Genomic DNA, 20,026 nt, shown 5'->3' on the forward strand with positions numbered 1-20,026 from the left:
GCGAGCGTGAACCACCCGATCCCATCCCGAACTCGGAAGTGAAACCGCTTAGCGCCGATGATAGTGTGGCAGTTTGCCATGCGAAAGTAGGGAATTGCCAAGCGCTTAAATTAAAAACCCAAGATAACCTCTTGGGTTTTTTTTTGCCAAAAATTTATACCTAAACTCAGGCATGGTAGTCGTAGAATTTACTTTATATAGAAAATACATCACTATGAATAATAAGGTATAATTTAAATTTTTCTTGGTAACTCCAGTAAATAAAGCATGTCAGAAACACATCCAGAATTGCAACGGCGTCGTACATTCGCCATCATTTCACATCCAGATGCGGGTAAAACCACCATTACTGAAAAACTTTTGTTGTTCGGTGGCGCTATTCAACTTGCTGGTTCGGTAAAAGGGCGTAAAGCGGCCCGTCATGCGACCTCTGACTGGATGGAGATGGAAAAAGAGCGGGGTATTTCTGTCACCACGTCAGTAATGCAGTTTGAACATAATAATTGCATTATTAACCTGCTCGACACTCCCGGACATGAAGACTTTTCTGAAGATACTTATCGAACGTTAACTGCGGTAGATTCTGCGTTGATGGTAATAGACGTTGCCAAAGGCGTTGAAATGCGCACGATTAAGTTAATGGAAGTATGTCGGTTACGTACTACGCCCATTCTTACCTTTATTAATAAATTGGATAGAGAAGGACGTGAACCCATTGAATTAATGGACGAAGTCGAAAATGTATTAAAAATTAAATGTGCACCTATGACATGGCCTATTGGCATGGGTAAGCGCTTTAAAGGGGTTTATCATCTTTATAAAGATGAAATTCATTTATTCAGCGCACAGCATGGCGGAAAAATTGCCGAAGCCCAAGTTATCAAGGGATTAAATAATCCCAAACTCGATGAATTGCTTAAATATCAGGCAGAAGAATTACGTGACGAAATTGAATTGGTTAAAGGCGCCAGTCACGAGTTTAATCTTGAAGACTATCTGGCAGGAAATTTAACACCGGTATTTTTTGGTTCTGCCGTCAATAATTTTGGAATTCTTGAGTTACTGGATGCCTTCTCGGAATATGCGCCATCGCCCAGGCCAAGACAGGCAGAACAACGAGTCGTTTCCCCTGAAGAGGAAAAATTTACCGGTTTTGTGTTTAAAGTTCAGGCTAATATGGACCCCTCTCATAGAGACCGGGTTGCCTTTTTACGGGTGTGTTCCGGTAAATTTGATAAAGGCATGAAGGTTCATCACGTCCGCATTAATAAAACTATTCAGGTTGGCAATGCCATCACCTTTCAGGCCGACACCCGTAAAAGCGTAGAAGAAGCGTATCCCGGCGATATCATTGGTTTACATAATCACGGTACCATTCAGGTTGGCGATACTTTTACCCAAGGTGAAATACTTAAATATGGGGGTATTCCTTATTTTGCTCCTGAATTATTCCGCCGGGTTATTTTAAAAGATCCGCTTAGAGCAAAAGCCTTGCAAAAGGGACTGGTGCAACTGACTGAAGAAGGCGCAACTCAGTTATTTAAGCCATTGAAAAACAATGATCTTATTTTGGGTGCAGTGGGTATTTTACAATTTGACGTTACCGCATTTCGACTGAAAGGCGAATACAATGTTGAATGTGTTTATGATGCTGTACCTATCTCAACGGTACGCTGGGTCAGTTCTGACAAGCCCGCGAAACTTGAAGAATTCAAGAAGAAGGCATTTGATAATCTGGCTGAAGACGGTGGTGGTTATCTGGTTTATCTTGCCAATAGCAGGGTAAATTTACAGTTGACAGAGGAGCGTTGGCCGGATATTAAATTCAGTGCTACCAGAGAATTATAGGTAATCGTTTATTTTTGCAAAGATCAATCCCAAAGCCAAGTGCTTGGGATTGATCAAATAATGGGCAAACTTGGGTACTATAAATATTAAAGACGCGCGGGTTATTAAATAACAGGCTTAATCAGTCAGACGTTTACTGATACGAGCGTAAGCATCTTTTAACTCTTCACCCACTATTTTAGCTTTGGCTATAAACTCTTCCGATGTTTCTTTTGATTCATCAGCGATTTCAGCCGCTTTGATTTTTAGGATATCCCAATGTTTATCTGCTTCTTCAAATTCTTCCTTGGCTTCCATAGAGGCGAGATGAAGTTTTAGGGCGATTTCATCGCGTTCTGATTTAAGCTTTTCCAATAAATTATCAAATTCTATTTTGACGGACATGACTTACCTCATTGTTGCTTGATTAAAAATTCGGAGTATCAGGAATAAAAACATTCTATCTAAGGTAAATGCTTTTATTATTACAAGACTATTTAGTAATCGATAGCTTGCTCTTTTCAGACTATATCATAGCCTAAAAATTTTGTATGGTCTTTATTCCCAGGTAGTTAAAAAAACATTGCCTATTTTTGAGTAGGGGTTATGCGGTAATTTCCGGATGAGGTAATGCTTTATAAAGCTATAAAAAATGACAATTTATAGTCTCAAAAACAGCACAAGTTAATCTTCCTGATGCATAAGCCCCGGTGTCTATACCGATACGATTATGAAGAACTTCCGGCTCATCAGTGATGGTATGTCCATGTACAATGACCTTGCCGTGAAATAAGTCGCTATTTACAAATTCTTCCCGAATCCACAGCATATCTTCAGGGCGTTGGCGATGAAGTTTAATTTTAGGCTTAATGCCGGCATGTACGAAAAAATAGTCACCGATTTCGTAATTAATGACCAAATTTTCAAAAAAAGCTAAATGCTTAATGGGTACTCTTTTTTTAAATTCAGATTGTAATCGCGTTAAATCAGTTAAAGTTGGAATGCCATCAATATTAACACCGTAACTTGCCAATGTGGCTAACCCGCCAAATTTGAACCAGTCATGGGCAATTGAGGCATCATTACCCAATAAAAATTGTAGTAAAACCTGTTCATGATTGCCCAATAAAAATACTTTTTTAAAGTCAGGAAAATCATTTTCCAATAAACAATCAATAACCTGCCTGGATTGATTTCCTCTGTCGATGTAATCACCCAGATAGACCAGTATCTTGACGCCATCAAAAGGTGCAGCATCAACGCTGATTTTCTGGTGAGCTTCTAACAACAAATCCAAGCGACCATGAATATCACCAATACAATAAAGTTTATGATTTTTTGGTAAACCAAGGAGGGAGGGCTTATTTTTATTTGAGCAAAGAATTTTTTTTAAGATAGATTTCATTTCAAGAGATTATGAAAGTTTTTGTAATTATGAAGTGAATAAAAAAAGCCTTTTCAAAGCATCATTTTTAGCTTTAATTAGGTAATATAATAAATTAAACTGATATTCAGACATAGTTAACCAACTACCATAATTGATCGTGTAGATATTAGCTTACAGTTTTTTTTTCATAATTTGCATTATAGTTTTTAGTTTTGTAAGTATTTATCAATAGTTATGTTAGTCTGTTTATCCAAGAGTCAATGGATTGACAATAATATACTCCGTAAAACTTTTTTTGCTATCCATGTTAGCTAATATTAGCTGTTTTACTTGCCGCATCCTTAATTTTCATAGTCTCGTTATCTTGTATTTGATTACCATCATGGCTAATGAGGTGGCTTGTTTGATCACTCCAAAAACGTAATTTTTTAGAATTTATATGACATCATCATTCAAGAGTTCGCAGGATAAAAATAAAGACTTAACATTACGAACGTTACTGCGCGATGCAACTCATCACCATCATGTGCAACTCAATCGGCATCTGTTGCTCGAAGAGCTGATGCAGCCAAACTATCCACTAAGCCATTACCATACTCTGCTAGGCGCCTATTATCAGCTTTATGCCTTGCTTGAAGAGCGCATCAACTTATTTCTTAAAGGTCATTCAGTAGCATTTGATTATAGCGAACGCTGCAAATTATCCTGGCTAATTAAAGATCTGGATTTTTTTCAAATTGATATTCTAACGTTGCATCCTTTGTCACAAACGGCGACTGACTTTTTAAAAATAGAAACTATCGGGCATTTGGTGGGAGTATTGTACGTGGTGGAGGGATCTACCTTGGGTGGGCAGATGATTTCTCAAGTGTTAGCTAAAAACCACAACTTTACGCATGCTGCAGGTAGTTGTTTTTTTATCGGCTATGGTGAAAAAACAATGACTTTCTGGCAGCAGCTCATTGCTTTTTCTGATACCCTTTCCGGCGATAACCACGAATGCCAAGCCGCAGTTGAGGCAGCCTGTCAGACTTTTCAATTATTTAATCAGGTTCTCGATGACGTTGCGCATCAAAATTACACAACGGTATCTTAAGCGATGAATAATGTAAATCAACAAGCGCTGGAACAAGCTATGCAGGTCTGTGCTGCAGAGCCTATTCATCAGATTGGCAACATTCAGCCGCATGGTGCAGTTCTGGTTTTAAGTGCGGATAGTCGGCGCACTATACTTCAGGCCAGTGCCAATATTACCGATTTTATTGATTTTTCTGGCGATTGTGCACTTGGTAAATCACTGGCTGAATTGATAGGAACTTCTTCAGCATTACATATTGAGCAGTTTCTTCAACATACTCCAACCCATCACGAGGCCACCTGTTTAGTTAGTGTTTATCAAGAACAATTACCTGTAGACCTTGATGTACACGTTTATAGTGCCGGTGATTTCTGGGTATTGGAATTATGTAATGACGATGGTTTGCCTAAACGAGAGAAGTTGGGTGAACTGCTTATGCGCATGCAGAACTCTCTACTGGCTATAGAATCAGGTACAGAAACTACCTGTTACTTTGAACAAGTGACCGGATTGGTACAAGCGCTGACTGGCTACGATAGTGTTATGGTATATCGTTTTGAAGCTAATTGGGATGGCGAGGTTATTGCGCAAAGTCGCATTGAAGCCGCCAAAGCCTATTTGGGTATAAGGTTTCCTGCCAGTGATATTCCGCCACAGGCCAGGGACTTGTATACTAAAAACCTGGTGCGTGTGGTTGCGGATGTTGGCGTTAAACCGGTTCCGGTCGTACCGGTACTAAATCCGGATAATCAACAACCGCTTGATATGACTTATTCAGCGCTACGCAGCCTTTCTCCTATCCATTTGGAATACCTCCACAATATGGGGGTTCAGGCATCAATGGTAATTTCACTGTTGCAAAACGGGCGCTTATGGGGCTTAATTTCTTGCCATCACATGACTCCAAAGCGGGTGTCGTTTGCCATGCGCGAAGCGGCCGTATTTATTTCCAGAATGATCTCAACAGAACTAACTTCGATTGAGATGAGGGATGAGCGCTTGCTGCTCGGCAAAGTCTCTTCTATCAAAACGACGTTACTTAAATCCATTCTTATCCACTCAGAAAAAGAGGTTTTGGATAGGTTAAGTGCGGATCTACTTAATTTAGTGGATGCTTCAGGTATGATTATTGTTGTTGAAGGTCAGCGTTATTTACAGGGTCAGGTACCTGAGCCTGTAGCTGTTGACGCGCTTCTAAACTGGTTAAGTCTACAGTCAATAACAGACGTTTTCAGCTGCGATCATCTGTCAAAACAGTTTCCTCCTGCCAGCGCTTATACAGAAATTGCATCAGGAATCATAACAGCGGCACTTTCAATCGATATGCGTAATTGTCTTATTTGGTTGCGCAAAGAGAAGCCACGCACAGTTAAATGGGCAGGCAGTTACGAGCAAGGTCTCGTAAAAATTGCGGCTGGCAATTTTCGTCTTAATCCTCGAAGCTCCTTTGAAAGCTGGTCAGAATTATGGCGTGGATACAGTGACCATTGGACTGCAGCCGATATTAATATTGTTAATGCCTTAGGAAAAACACTATCGGAAGGATTAGCACAGAAGCATAAAGATAAGTTGGCAACAAATGAACGTAACAGCTTGCGGAAACTTGGCATTGTGATGGAAAGTGAGCGGGCAGAGATCTTGGGTCGCCTGCAGAAAATTTCCGGTCAGTTGCCAGGCATGATCTTTCAACTTCATTTGAGTGTTGATGGAAGTACCTCTTTTCCTTTCGTTAGTGAAGGCATTCGTAATATCTACAGGCTGACCCCTGAGGACGTTAGCGAGGATGCATCGAAACTATTTGCCCTGGTTCATCCAGACGATTACGACGACTTCATTACCCTTATCCACGAATCGGCACGAAAATTATCTCCGATTACCCATGAATTTCGTGTGAAGTATAACGATGGCACGGTGCGCTGGTTGTTACGCAAGTCACAACCGCAACGAGAAGCTGATGGCTCTACACTCTGGCATGGCTTCACCACAGACATCACCGAACGCAAGCAGTCGGAAGATAAGCTGCGCCTGAACAACGAAGCCCTGAAAGTAATTACCCAAGGCGTACTTATTGCCAGCAACGACCAAAGTATTCTATGGGCTAATGATGCTTTTGCATCAATTACCGGTTATAGTCAGGCAGAAATTCTGGGCCGGAATTGTCGATTTGTTCAGGGTGCACTCACCGATCCACAAACGTTAAATGAGATTCGTGTAGCGATAAAAAATGTCACACCATACTTCGGTGAAATACTCAATTACCGCAAAGACGGTACTACCTTCTGGAACGAATTGACGATTTCTTTTGTATTTGATAAACAAGGTCAATTGACTAACTTCATTAGTACGACTCGTGATATTACCGAGCGTAAATACCAGGAACAGCAAGACCGGGAGCATTTAAGCCAGCTTGCCCATGTCACCCGTCTTGGTTTAATGGGTGAAATGGCTTCCGGGATTGCTCATGAAGTCAACCAACCCCTGACGGCAATCGCTACCTATTCACAGGTTAGCTTAAACCTGATGAAAGCAGTAAATCCTGATTTGATTAAACTTGCCGAGATTTTATATAAAACCCAGCAACAGGCATTAAGGGCGGGGCAAATCATTCGTCGCATGAGAGAATTTGTTAAAGCCAATACAAAACAAACAGCGTGCATTGACCTTAACGAATTAATTAATGAAGCTGCCAACTTATGTCTATCAGAATTTAAACACGGTAATATCACGCTATCAATTGAGTTACAGAAAAACTTGCCATTTGTGAATGTTGATACCATTCAAATCGAACAGGTCATCATAAATCTGCTCCGCAACAGTGCGGACGCGCTGGAAAGTTGTCCCGAGAACCACCACCGGAAAATATCCATTCAGAGTATTTTAATTCCCAATGAGACCATTGAAGTCAGGATAAAAGATAATGGTTCCGGCATTGATGACGAACAGCAACAAAAAATAATAATGCCTTTTTACACGACCAAGGCTGACGGCATGGGTATGGGGTTATCAATCAGTCGCTCTATTATCGAAGCCCATGAAGGCACTTTGCGATTCAGCAGCAAAGTGGGAAAGGGTACTACATTTTATTTCAACCTGCCGATAGAGAGAAAATCGGATCAGTATTAACCATAGAGCAGTTTTAACTCTTTCAACAAGCATAACCCAAGGTAAACAGCATTTTGTCGGAATGATTAGTATTGGGTGAATCGTCATCAATGCCTAAAGAGGTAACCATACGATTCATGCAATTAATAATCGAGCAGATACAAACAGAATCAAAATAAGCGTGTTCATCCCAGCCCGCATCGAATATTTGTTGAGCATCGGCAGGCGTTATTTTGTCAGGTGTAAGGGTTAGTTTTTTTATAAAATGGAGGATAGGTTTTAGTTTGTCATCTATTTTTGGACTGTTGATATCGGTTTTTAAGGCAGTAAATATCGATTCATCAAGACCTGAAGCTACCGAAGCGGCTTTATGGAAATCATAAGATATGCTGCATTGATTTAAATATGACGTGTAAGCGAAAAGTAACTCACGTATTCCCTTGCTGAAAGGTGAAAGGTTACCCATGATTTCTTCCATAGCCTTGAACATCAACACGCGACGACGTGGATATTTTTCCAGTATATCTGACAAGGCATTAAGGGCCGGGTTTGGTGTTTGATTTAACATGGTAGCTCCTGATGATAGCGGCATAAACTCGATAATTGACTGCTATATCCGGCTAAACCGCGAGGAGGCTGTCCGAGAATAGGACTCTTAGCGAGGGACATCCGTTTTTAGTCAGATTTTTTGGTCATTTGAGATAAATAGTTGTGCTATTAAACGAAAATGAGCGAGAAATATGAAAAAAAGGCTTTTTCGTAGTAGATTTTTTATATTCGGACAGCCTTGGGTATTAAAAATCGAAACTTTCAACTTCTGCGATTAAAAATAGAGGTGTACCGCCCGTTGAGATAGTAACGGCATGTTGCGCTGTTTCCTGACCGCCGACTGAGTTTAAACAAGTCTCCAGATCCTGCATTGACGGAAAATAAATTTCGGCAATACGATGAAAAGGTGATTGTTCAAGACCTACTGCAACTTTAATAAGAGAGGCAACAAAGCGGGTTTTACCAGCCAGTTTTTCTATGGCCATCGGTACATGCTCCTGCGCATAGACATGTTCAAAGGTATCAATATCGGTAGGAGTTGGGTACATCACAATCAATTTTGCTGCTTTCATGGTCTGCTCATATTGTTTTCTTGAATGGAAGTCCACTATATAGTGAAAGATAAGTATTTGTATAATACCGGCTTTCTATGGAACAATAGGTTTTGTCTATACCAAGAGCGTTATCGTGGAAATACAGCAAATCCGCTATTTTTTGGCAGTCTGTGATCATGGCACCATCACGCACGCGGCACAACTTAGTTATGTCTCGCAACCATCATTGACTCAGGCAATAAAAAAGCTGGAAGATGAAATAGGCGGAGCGTTGTTCACACGAACACGTTCAGGTTGTCAGTTAACGCCGTTAGGCCGTATGGTTGAACCCAATTTCCGACAAATTTATAAAGACCTTCAGGCAACCAAAGCAGAGGCGATTCGTTTTACCCGCTTAAATACCATTCCTTTACGCATCGGCCTAATGAAAACGATAGGCTCACAACGTCTGAGCCCTTGTTTGGCAGGGTATCAGCAAGATTTTCCAAATATCGAACTCGAATTAATTGTCGACAGCGAAGTCGCTTTATTAAAACAATTGGATTTGGAATTACTGGATATCGTAATCAGTGCGCCGATACATACTCTGGCTGCACCGTATCAATCAACAGTTCTCTACGAAGAGCGCTATGTAGTCGCATTTAGCGCTACGCATCGCTTTAATCAATTGCAAAAAATCGATCTTAAAGCCCTTCAGTCAGAACCTTATTTAGACCGGCTAAACTGTGAGTTAAGGGAAGGTTTGAAAGCGGTGTGTCACAATCAGGATGTTGATCTTTATGCGGCTTATCGCAGTAACAGCGAAGAATGGATTTTGCGTATGGTAGAAGAGGGGATTGGTGTCGCATTAATGCCGGAATATACTTTGCCCAAAGAGGCAACCGACATTAGTTATCGTTATCTTGTTGAGCCAGCAATCAGTCGTCAGGTTTATGCAATTTACACTCAGCAGATATCAGTAAAGCCCGAGTTACCGGGATTGATTAGCCATTTAAGTCTGGCATAAAAATCAGTTGTTGGCTCTATAGATTTTCAGATAAATAATTTCGATGCTAACAGATACCATCCCTTGAAGGGATGTTATCTGTATAAATTTACAGCAACATGAATTGGAAGTTTAATGTCTGAAAGTCTATACGTGTTGTTAAACAGTAAAAATTAGTGAACTTGTTTTGTCGGTGGTGAAGCAAATGGGCGGGCCAGCGGTTCACCTACAAAAATGCCCTGTCCCGGTTCCGAAACACTCTTCCAGTAAGCCTCAATCAAAGAATTGCCTCGCAGGTAATAATAGAGCAATACGCCAGGATGAGAAAATTTGACCGGATAATTACAGGGCTCGATGACAGCGCCGTAGCTGCCAGTTGCTCCCGCTGTTATCCAATCAAGAATATTCATTTGATCGCTACCCGTCAACATCCCACCCTTTGAAGTTAAATGATCGGCGATTGCCCCCGGTAGATAAGTATTTTTTTCAATATCGGGAACTTGCATCAAACCGGTAAAATAAAACATAACATCAGTTTTGTTTTTAAGTGAATTTTGTTCCAGATAATTAACAGGCCATTGCCCTGCAAATACTTTGGCGACTTCAGGAAAAAAAACCGCTCGGGTATTACGTGCCTGATCGTCGGTTTTTAATAAGTACGCTGAACCTTGAGGACGAGTGAAATCAGAGGCAACTCCGCGATCAATCAGACGTTTAACGTCTTCAAACGAGCGTCCAGCCAAAGTCATGGTAGGACGCCAGCGATAATCGGTAAATGGTTTTTGGCTATCGGATGAAAAATAGGGACTTTTACGACTTTCCTCACAAACCTTCGCACAAAAAGCTTGGTCAAAACCCGCTGCAAAAGCGGTAGTAATCGACATGCAATCAACACGAAAAGGCTTTAGCCACGTCAATACAAACGCTTGTACCTGATTGGGTGTTTGTTTGTCTACCTGGTGTTTAAGGACGGCAAACTCTTTTTTTGACAAAGCGTCAGATGATGCATCAAAGCGGACATGAATAATATTTTCCGGTGGAATCTGTCGTTTGTCTTGATAATAATTGGTAATACGAATACTTAAGGGGTCCGCATCATTGACAATGACAGCCAGTTGTTTAGCGGTTAGCGCTGGCAAAGGCCTGTATAGTAAAGGGATTGTTGCAGCATGCAAGATGTTAGTGAAAAATAATAAAACCAGCGCTAAAGTAATAAAGTTAGGTTTTTTTATCGGCATTCTTTTAAGTCCCTTCATAGTAAATTGTGGTGCAGCTTCATTTTTTAGTTTTAGGTATATTACTATAAGCTCACGTTAATATTACAAAAATATGTAACTACTTGATATCTTGGTAAAGCATAAAATATTTTGCCAGAATAATTTTTCATTAAAAAGTCACATACACTTTATATTATAAGTAGTCGGCAACTTATTTTGGTAAGTTGGTAATTCCAGATTCAAATTCAAAGAATCCATGGATGGCAATATTGGATTACACAAGCCAAATTTTAGCAATTTAACGGGATTGACAAATGATGCCGATGACTTTATTGTTCAATAAATTTATCGCTTTTCTGCGAGATCAAAGATGCTACAACTGCCTACCCCATACTATTTTATCGACGAAGTCAGGCTGCAAAAAAACCTCGAAATCATACAATATCTACGCGATGAATCTGGTGCCAAGTCTGTACTAGCGCTGAAATGCTTCTCAACGTGGTGCGTGTTTGATTTGATGCGTCAGTACATGGATGGGACAACGAGTAGTTCGCTTTTCGAGGCACGACTCGGACGCGAGAAATTCGGTAAGGAGGTGCATGCCTACAGCGTCGCTTATTCTGCTGAAGAAGTTGAAGCGGTGGCCAAGTTTGCCGATAAAGTGATATTTAATTCTGTGTCTCAACTCAACACTTATCACCACTGCTTAAAAGGCCTAAAAGTCGGACTTCGGGTTAATCCGGGGATTAGTTACTCCCACTTTGAGCTGGCTGATCCGGCATGCAGATATTCGCGGCTGGGAGTCAGTAATGAGCATGAACTACATGCTGTAGCCAACCTGATCAGCGGGATAATGTTCCATTTCAACTGCGAAAACGACGACATTGAAAACATTGCCGCTACCATAGAACAGATCGGCATAAAGTACGCTCCGATATTGAAAATGATGGCGTGGGTTAGTCTTGGCGGCGGTATACATTTTACGAAAGAGGGGTATCCGCTGGAAAAATTCTGTCAGGTTTTGAAAGATTTCAGTAAAAAATATGGTGTACAGGTCTATCTTGAACCGGGTGAGGCAGCTGTTACCGATAGTACTGAACTGGTAACTACGGTACTCGATATAGTCCATAATGAAATCGATATTGCAATCGTTGATGCCGCTGTCGAAGCACATATGCTGGATCATCTGATCTATCGGACTAGCCCGAGAATTTCATCTCCAGGCCCCGGAAGTCAGCAAATTATAATCGCCGGTCGGTCATGTCTGGCTGGCGACTTGTTTGGTAGCTACCAACTTGAAACCGCGCTGAAAGTTGGTGATGAAGTGCGCATTGCCGATGCCGCAGGCTATACGATGGTAAAGAAAAACTGGTTTAACGGAGTTGCGATGCCTTCTATTGTGGTTCGACGCCTAAATGGCACGATAGAACTGGTGCGTCGTTTTGAATATAAAGATTATTTAGGTAATTTATCATAAGGGGATTCATAACATGAAGAAGAACGTAATGATTATAGGCGCTGGCGGAGTAGCACACGTTGCCGCTCACAAAGCAGCAATGAATAACGATATTCTTGGCGACATTTGCATTGCATCGCGAACGCAAGCTAAATGTGATGCAATCATCGAAAGCATAACCCGGAAAGAGCATCTTAAAGATCCTGCCGGTCGGCTTTATTCAGCCCAGCTCGACGCCTTGGATATTGCTGCCACAGTAAAGCTGATAAAAAAAAGTAAAACGAAGATTGTAATCAACCTTGGTTCAGCCTTTATCAATATGTCAGTGCTGGAAGCATGCATTGAGGCCGGAGTAGCTTATATTGACACCGCCATTCATGAAGATCCGGACAAGGTTTGCGAAGAGCCACCCTGGTATGCCAATTATGAGTGGAAGCGTAAGGACATCTGTAAAGAGAAAGGGGTAACGGCAATACTAGGTGCCGGTTTTGATCCCGGAGTTGTTAACGCTTACTGCGCACTGGCTGCCAAACGTTTTTTCGATAAGATTGATACGATAGATATTTTGGATGTCAATGCAGGCAGTCACGGTAAATATTTTTCCACCAACTTTGATCCGGAGATTAATTTCCGGGAATTCGTCAAGGTTTGGACATGGATCGACAAGCAGTGGCAGGAATATCCTACCCATTCAGTGAAGCGTGAATATGATTTTCCAGTGGTCGGAAAGCAACCTGTCTACCTGAACGGTCATGACGAACTACATTCCCTGTCAAAAAATATTGATGCCAACAGTATCCGTTTCTGGATGGGTTTTGGCGACCATTATATCAACGTATTTACCGTACTGCGTACTCTTGGCTTTCTCTCTCACCTGCCGGTCACATTGACTACCGGCCAAGAGGTTGTCCCTCTTAAAGTTGTCAAGGCGCTGCTACCCGATCCGATGACGCTTGCTCCCGGTTATACAGGAAATACTTGCATCGGGACTTTTGTTAAGGGTTGGAAGGAAGGCCAAAAGCGCGAGATTTTGATCTATCAGGTTTCGGATCATAAACAATGCTACGAAGAAGTCGAGTCTCAGGGGATCAGCTACACAGCAGGTGTACCACCCATTGCCGCAGCCATACTGATTGTAACCGGGGCTTGGGATGTGAAAAAGATGGTTAATGTCGAGGAGCTTGATCCTGAGCCATTCCTGGAAATTCTTGACCGTATTGGTCTGCTTACCGAGATAAAGGAAATCAAGCCTGACAGCAAGCATTCTTTTGACGGAACCGTCAGATCTCTTGAGAAAGAGCTTTCAAAGTCGACAGCTACTGTCACCGTTTCGGCCGCGAATCCGATGATTGCACTCTCTCCCGGCAAGTCGGCCAAAGCAAAGCATTCGAAAGACAAAGCGGATTCAGATAAAGTGGATTCAAACAAAGAGAAAAAATCTCACAAGAAAAAAGACAAATAGACGTTTAAGGTAACTCGCAAAAATAAAATGCCACAGATTCTGTGATTAGATGTTTTCTAATAAGTGAGTTTGTGGCAGCTTTGACCATTGAAGTCTCTATAGATTTCGACTCTACGTTGTTTAAAGCTGTGACAAATACCATCATTTCAAGGGATGGTATTTGTCGGAATAGAGACTATTTATCTGAAAATGTGTAAAAAATAAAACTTGGTGTCTTCGTGGTGAATAAAAAAATATAAAGCAGGTCAGCGGTTGACGTGAACCACCTTGGCCGGTGCAAAGCCGTTAAAGTAAGTGGCTGTCGCGCCGCTATAGGCACCGATATTTGTACTATACAAAAAGTCGTCACGCTCCAGATTGCCGGGGAGTTCTTCGGTTTTTGAAATAACGTCCAGTCCGTCACAGGTAGGGCCGAACACCGTACAAATCTGCGTGGATCCTTTTTTGAAAGAGTCAAAATGATATTGGCAGTGGTCAAAAATAATACCGGAAAAAGTACTATAGACTCCGTCATTAATGTAATAACACAGTTTTCCATGCCGAACTGCTTTGCCGATGATCTTTGATACTGCAGTGCCTGCGGTGGCAACGATAAATCTTCCCGGTTCGGCAATAATTTTTATATCGACTGGAAAGAGTCTTTCCAGTTCAGTATTGATCTGTTTTGCCAATTCGCTGAAAGGCTTTGCTGAGGCATCATAGGGTGCGGGAAAGCCACCACCGATATCCAGTAAGTTCATCTTGTCGTAGCCGCGTTCTTTAGCCTGCCTGAATATAAGTGCCGCAATATTGATGGCCTGTATGTAATTCTCAAAATTGGTGGTTTGGCTACCAACATGAAAGCTCAGTCCTTCGACGCTAAGCCCTGCCTTTTCAGCGGCCAAAATCATATCGACTGCCTCGTCAGGTTCTGCGCCGAATTTTGATGATAACTCCACCATTGCCCCGGCATCGGAAACCCTGAGCCGAAGCACAACTCCGGAGTTGGGTGCGAACTGCCGGATCTTGATGATTTCATCCAGATTATCAAAAGTGACTAACGGCTGGTATTGGTCAAGCGCCACCAGCGTCTCATTTGCCTTGATTGGATTGGCATAGATAATTTTATCCCAGATCCATTCATGCCGCTCCTTTTCGGGCATAGCCTTGATATTTTCGTAGACCACCATAAATTCTGGCATTGACGATACATCGAAACTCGCACCTACGTCGAACAGGGTTTTTATTATGGCCGGATCCGGATTTGCCTTGACTGCGTAATAGGCTTGGACACGGGGAAGATGGTTTTTAAAAGTCGTATAATTGCTTCGTAATTCGTCGTGATCTATCACGAATAGCGGTGTTCCATGGTTTTCAGCAAGCTGTTGTAAATCTTTTGCAGTAATCATGTAAATTTCCTTCGTTTTACTGTTTTTATCACAATATTACAGAGTGTAAGAAGCGAAATGGCCGGCAGATAAGTAATTAAATGTAAGCCTGATAATGTTTCAATAAATCAGAATATCCGCGACATTTTAAAAGTAGAAATCATCAGAAAACTTTGGATTAAAAAGACCCACGGCCAATAATTCAAACTTTCAGGGACGCTAATAAAAAGCAGAAAAAGTGCGGGAAATAAAACACCATTTACTGTAATGGGTACACCTTCGAAACCTGCTTCTTCAGAAATATTATAGCGTGCAAGTCTCAGCATGCCACAGGAGACAAAAAATAAGGCCACTATAATGCCTAAAATACCTGGGGAGCTTAGTGAATAAAATAACAAGGCAGGCGCAACGCCAAAAGATACCAAATCGGACATGGAATCGATTTGTTTGCCAAAAAGATTTTTTTGATGCAGCAGGCCGGCAATTTTCCCGTCTAGTACATCAAACACCACGGCTAAAAACAGCAACAATGCACTTAAATCGAAGTGACCGTCAATTGCCAGTAAAATTGAAAGGATGCCGCAGCACAGATTGCCAACAGTAAAAATATCAGCAACTTTCATTAAACTTAAAATATTCATATCCTTTCCTTTGATTAACAGTGTCATTATTGTCAGCATATAATGGGATCATGACAAAATGATGACATGTAGAAAGGGGCAAATAACCTCTATAAATACTTCCATATTCTGCTGTAAAATTAGTCAACATAAGCGATATTTTGGCGCTTTTATACTCATCAATCGGAGAAATATAAATCGAAATTGTAACTGTAACTCTTCGTCTCATACTGGCTTAAGGGTTAAGTAATAGCGACACCAATACGACGAAATTTACAGAAAGGTTTATCGCTAATAATTGATATTTTGGCGATTTTATGATGTTATAGAAACGTGATCAAGAAAATGTTCAAACGATATTATACGAATGATTTATTCGTTAAATTAACCCGTGCTTTACGTGAACTGTGAAAACAATTAAGTGTTAATTGATTATGGATAATGATAAGTTGATAAATGAAGCCAGGCATCTTTATGCGGTATTGTTTGTTGAGCAATACACACGATCCTTGGGAAATGAAGCCAGATTTTATCGTCTTGATCGCTTGGTAATAGGGGCTTATTGTCGTTACCAGCGTCGATTAAATCACTGCGTTTTGTGTTATCAGTATCGGTTATCAGAGTGCGTTCGGGAGTTTTTGAAAAAAGAGTGCAGGTTTTGCCCAAAGGACTTTAATCGTTTAATGGAAGAAGAATAATAGCCAGCGCACTTTGATGCGGATATCGAAGCAGTTGTAACCGATTATTTATCGATATTTAGAATGATTGCGTTATCAGTAATAAAAGTCTGTTTGTCATCAAATTTTCACACTTCTTCAGTACAAATAATCAATAATAAAGCGAAATATTTATTGTATGGTCTGCTCTTTTTACAAAAAGTGACTCCGACCAAGTGAATAGTTACAACTAAATTTACTTTGTAATACAGATAGGTGTGACATGGTAACCACAAAAAAAATCATTTCAGATCCGTACAAAGATATTCTGAAACAAATCCTTGCGGAAGTTGTCGACTTACGCCAAAAAATTGAAACCAAAGCCAAGCAGCGCCTGCAAAAATATACGGGCAACTTCCATTCCGGTTACTTTTCTGAAAGCGCCGATAATCTTGCCTATTATCTTGCCATGCGGCAATTTGATCTGCGGCATTTACAAGATCGCCTGGCTCAGGCCGGTTTATCTTCGTTAGGTAGAGCTGAAGCTTCGGTATTATCGACCATGGATTCACTAATCGATATATTGAAACGGGCAACAGAAAATCATTACTTGCCTGATGAAAAAAAAACCAGCGAATATGGCTTTAACCTCGGGCGGCAACTTCTTAAGCAACATACTATTGAATTATTTGGCCCCTTTCCTGAGCAAGGTAGAGCACATGTCATGGTGACACTGCCAACCGATGCCTCCCTGGATTATTTGCTGATCAGTTCATTACTGGAAAAGGGGATGACCTGTGCCCGTATTAATTGTGCGCATGATGAGCCGGTTATCTGGGAGGGAATGATAAAAAATATCCGTCGCGCTGAAATCGAAACGAAGCGTTCTTGTCGTATTCTTATGGATCTTGCCGGGCACAAGATTCGCACCGGGCCTGTTGAGTTAGGACCTTCGATTCATCATATCCATGTAGAAAAAGATCGAACCGGAAAAGTCGTGGCGCCTGGGTATTTGATTTTAACAAGCAATCCGGAAAGCCGGTCTATTGATAGTACCTTATTCAGAGTGCCCATCTCAAAACTATTGCATAAGGAATTGGTACCAGGAATGCACTTGGGGTTTATGTCCAATCAGGATAAGTCGCGTTACCTGAAAGTAGAAAAAGCGCTTTCTGAAACGGATTGGCTGGTGAGTTGTGACAAAACGGCTTATCTTGTTCCAGGTTGTGCCGTAACACTAACAACAAAGCATCAGTCTGATAACCAGACCTCGGATAATCAGTTTACCTTAGGTGAGTTTACTGGCGAACCTCTGGATATAAGGGTATTTAAAAACCAGTTGCTGTTGTTAACCAACGGGAATATCAATGGCAAACCTGCTGAGCAGGATGAAAATATCTTGATTCATCCTGCTCAAATAGGCTGTACGCTGTCATCGTTAATAGAAAAACTTAAAGTAGGTCAATCCGTCTGGATTGATGATGGAAAGCTGGGTGCTGTTGTTGAGGCGGTGACAGAGCAAGGTGCGTTGTTACGTGTAACCGTGGCAAAAGCCGGTGGTGTTCGCATACAAAGTGACAAAGGCATAAATTTTCCTGAAGCCGAGTTTAATTTACCAGCGCTTACTCAGAAAGATTTAATCGATCTGGACTTTATTTGTCTACATGCCGATTTGGTTGGCTTTTCATTTGTAGAAACGTTGGCAGATATGGAGTGCTTGATGTCCGAACTGACAAAACGCAATGCGTCAAAACTGCCTATAATCGCCAAGATCGAAACCAATCGCGCAGTAAAAAATCTTCCTGACATTATATTAGGAACTATCGGCAGACATAACCTTGGCATCATGATTGCCAGAGGTGATTTAGCCGTAGAGTTGGGCAGTTCCCGACTAGCTGAAATTCAGGAAGAAATTCTGTGGTTATGCGAAGCCGCTCATGTCCCTGTCATCTGGGCAACCCAGGTACTTGAATCCATCACTAAAAAAGGTACAAGGTCCAGGCCTGAATTTACCGATGCGGCCATGGCAGTCAGAGCCGAATGCGTTATGTTGAATAAAGGCCCTTACATTCTCGATGCCATAGAAGCGCTGGTAAGCGTTATGGTTCGCATGCACGAACATCAAAGAAAAAAGTTCTCCCGCTTAAGAGCCTTGCACTGGTAAACAGCCAAAACCCGCCTTTAGGATTAAACCATGTCAACCAAACAATGAAAAAAACCAAAATTGAGAAACACAAGCTGCTCTTGCGGCATTTAACGCTTGATGATTACGATAATATTGCGGCATTAATGGAGCATGTTTACGGTAACTTAGGCGGAGCCTGGAAGCAAGATCAGTATACTTCACAAATTACACGATTTCCTCAAGGGCAGATTGCCATTGAAGATAATGGCCGGTTAGTCGCCGCTGCCTTAAGCATGATTGTTGATTATGCGCGCTTTGGCGATGTCCATACCTATGCGCAAATTACTGGCGACGGCTATCTTACACATCATGATCCGGAGGGTGATACCCTGTATGGTGTCGATATTTTTGTCCATCCGGATTATAGAGGGTTACGCTTGGGCCGACGTTTGTATGATGCCCGTAAAGAATTATGCCGGAACTTGAATTTACGCCGATTTATTGCCGGTGGCCGGATTCCAGGTTATGCCCAATACGCGGATACGTTGACACCGGTACGTTACATCGAAGAGGTCAGGAATAGGGAAATCTTTGATCCGGTACTTTCATTTCAACTGCTTAACGATTTCCATGTACGTAAGGTAATAACCGGATATCTTCCGGTAGATGCCGACTCAAAGGGCTACGCGACACTTCTTGAATGGGTCAATCTTGATTATGTCGATAAATTGCCCTCGATTGGCGGCACCAAAAATATTATTCGTTTAGGTGTTGTGCAATGGCAAATGCGAACCTTGACCAGCGTCGAAGAACTGCTTAAGCATGCCGAGTTTTTTATTGATGCGGTATCAGGTTACCATGCCGATTTTGTGCTCTTTCCTGAATACATGAGCGCTCCACTGATGGGCTTGTTTAACGATAAAAATCCTCCCGATGCGATTCGCGCCTTGGCGGGTTTTACCAGTGAAATTCGCAATGGTCTGTTGGAAATGGCCATGTCTTATAACATTAATATCATTGCCGGATCCATGCCGGAGTATAGTTCTCATGAACTCTATAATGTGTCATGGCTGCTCAGACGTGATGGCACTTTTGAAGCCCAATATAAAATTCATGTCACTATAGACGAAGTGAGTTGTTGGGGTGTTCAAGGCGGTGATGCGTTAAAAGTATTCGATACCGATTGTGGCAAAATTGCCGTATTAATCTGTTATGACTCTGAATTTCCGGAACTGGCCCGTTTAGCGACCATGCAGGGAGCACAAATAATTTTTGTACCCTTCTGGACCGATACCAAAAATGCCTATCAACGGGTACGTTATTGCTCGCAAGCCCGAGCCATTGAAAATGAATGTTTTGTGGCGATTACCGGCAGTGTCGGTAATTTACCCTATGCAGAAAACATGGACATACAATATGCCCAAGCGGCTATTTTTAGTCCCAGTGATTTTTCCTTTCCACATGATGCCATATTAGCAGAAGCCACTCCCAATACCGAAATGACCCTGATTGCCGATGTTAACCTGGATTTATTAAAACAGGTACGTACTCGGGGTGCAGCCCGCAATCTTGCAAACCGACGTTTGGATTTGTATCGTTTGGAATGGGTGTAGTTTACCAAGAGCTTTTGTCTTTTTTTGG

15 protein-coding genes and 1 rRNA gene are annotated in these 20,026 nt (G+C 41.6%); 9 read left to right on the top strand and 7 right to left on the bottom strand.

Annotation, left to right across the window (positions count from 1 at the left end; genetic code table 11):
* Together rrf and N7974_RS15225 are read left to right on the top strand one after the other, a co-directional pair.
* A 5S ribosomal RNA gene (gene rrf, locus N7974_RS15220) occupies positions 1-103 on the top strand; the annotation flags it as partial.
* Positions 104-267: 164 nt separating this feature from the next.
* Positions 268-1,848: a peptide chain release factor 3 gene (locus N7974_RS15225; protein WP_262966442.1), complete on the top strand. Its 1,581-nt coding sequence runs from the start codon at positions 268-270 to the stop codon at positions 1,846-1,848.
* 117 nt (positions 1,849-1,965) lie between these two features.
* Here the strand turns inward: N7974_RS15225 and N7974_RS15230 are convergent, their stop codons facing one another.
* Together N7974_RS15230 and N7974_RS15235 are read right to left on the bottom strand one after the other, a co-directional pair.
* Positions 1,966-2,232, bottom strand: coding sequence for a hypothetical protein (locus N7974_RS15230; protein ID WP_262966443.1), 267 nt, complete (start codon positions 2,230-2,232; stop codon positions 1,966-1,968).
* A gap of 238 nt (positions 2,233-2,470) precedes the next feature.
* A complete protein-coding gene (locus N7974_RS15235; RefSeq protein WP_262966444.1) occupies positions 2,471-3,232 on the bottom strand; it encodes a metallophosphoesterase family protein in 762 nt (253 codons plus the stop codon).
* A gap of 421 nt (positions 3,233-3,653) precedes the next feature.
* Here N7974_RS15235 and N7974_RS15240 point away from each other — a divergent pair, with 421 nt between their 5' ends.
* A complete protein-coding gene (locus tag N7974_RS15240; RefSeq protein WP_262966445.1) occupies positions 3,654-4,310 on the top strand; it encodes a biliverdin-producing heme oxygenase in 657 nt (218 codons plus the stop codon).
* Between the two features lie 3 nt (positions 4,311-4,313).
* A complete protein-coding gene (locus N7974_RS15245) occupies positions 4,314-7,415 on the top strand; it encodes a PAS domain-containing protein (protein WP_262966446.1) in 3,102 nt (1,033 codons plus the stop codon).
* A gap of 22 nt (positions 7,416-7,437) precedes the next feature.
* Here the strand turns inward: N7974_RS15245 and N7974_RS15250 are convergent, their stop codons facing one another.
* Positions 7,438-7,962, bottom strand: a complete 525-nt coding sequence (locus tag N7974_RS15250) for a carboxymuconolactone decarboxylase family protein (protein WP_262966447.1) — start codon at positions 7,960-7,962, stop codon at positions 7,438-7,440.
* A 226-nt stretch (positions 7,963-8,188) separates the two neighbouring features.
* A complete protein-coding gene (locus tag N7974_RS15255; RefSeq protein WP_262966448.1) occupies positions 8,189-8,515 on the bottom strand; it encodes an EthD family reductase in 327 nt (108 codons plus the stop codon).
* 115 nt (positions 8,516-8,630) lie between these two features.
* Between N7974_RS15255 and N7974_RS15260 the strand changes: the two genes are divergently transcribed.
* Positions 8,631-9,503 carry a LysR family transcriptional regulator gene (locus N7974_RS15260; protein ID WP_262966449.1) on the top strand — a complete coding sequence of 291 codons (873 nt, stop codon included), beginning with the start codon at positions 8,631-8,633 and terminating at the stop codon, positions 9,501-9,503.
* A gap of 152 nt (positions 9,504-9,655) precedes the next feature.
* Here the strand turns inward: N7974_RS15260 and N7974_RS15265 are convergent, their stop codons facing one another.
* Entirely contained in the window at positions 9,656-10,720 is a 1,065-nt protein-coding gene (locus N7974_RS15265; protein WP_262966450.1) for a TIGR03790 family protein, read from the bottom strand.
* Between the two features lie 349 nt (positions 10,721-11,069).
* On the opposite strand from N7974_RS15265, the gene nspC reads away from it, so the two are divergent.
* A complete protein-coding gene (nspC, locus tag N7974_RS15270) occupies positions 11,070-12,176 on the top strand; it encodes a carboxynorspermidine decarboxylase (protein ID WP_262966451.1) in 1,107 nt (368 codons plus the stop codon).
* A 13-nt stretch (positions 12,177-12,189) separates the two neighbouring features.
* Positions 12,190-13,617 carry a saccharopine dehydrogenase family protein gene (locus N7974_RS15275; protein ID WP_262966452.1) on the top strand — a complete coding sequence of 476 codons (1,428 nt, stop codon included), beginning with the start codon at positions 12,190-12,192 and terminating at the stop codon, positions 13,615-13,617.
* A 245-nt stretch (positions 13,618-13,862) separates the two neighbouring features.
* On the opposite strand, the gene N7974_RS15280 is transcribed toward N7974_RS15275, so the two are convergent.
* Positions 13,863-15,005, bottom strand: coding sequence for a type III PLP-dependent enzyme (locus tag N7974_RS15280; protein WP_262966453.1), 1,143 nt, complete (start codon positions 15,003-15,005; stop codon positions 13,863-13,865).
* A gap of 107 nt (positions 15,006-15,112) precedes the next feature.
* Positions 15,113-15,625 (bottom strand): CDP-diacylglycerol--serine O-phosphatidyltransferase, encoded by a 513-nt coding sequence (gene pssA / locus N7974_RS15285; RefSeq protein ID WP_262966454.1) that lies wholly within the window; start codon positions 15,623-15,625, stop codon positions 15,113-15,115.
* Positions 15,626-16,543: 918 nt separating this feature from the next.
* Here pssA and N7974_RS15290 point away from each other — a divergent pair.
* Together N7974_RS15290 and N7974_RS15295 are read left to right on the top strand one after the other, a co-directional pair.
* Entirely contained in the window at positions 16,544-18,424 is a 1,881-nt protein-coding gene (locus N7974_RS15290) for a pyruvate kinase (RefSeq protein WP_262966455.1), read from the top strand.
* Between the two features lie 44 nt (positions 18,425-18,468).
* Entirely contained in the window at positions 18,469-19,998 is a 1,530-nt protein-coding gene (locus N7974_RS15295; RefSeq protein WP_262966456.1) for a bifunctional GNAT family N-acetyltransferase/carbon-nitrogen hydrolase family protein, read from the top strand.
* Positions 19,999-20,026: the final 28 nt, after the last annotated feature.

Origin of the sequence: Methylobacter psychrophilus (assembly GCF_025583945.1) — a bacterium.
Taxonomy (GTDB): domain Bacteria; phylum Pseudomonadota; class Gammaproteobacteria; order Methylococcales; family Methylomonadaceae; genus Methylobacter_C; species Methylobacter_C psychrophilus.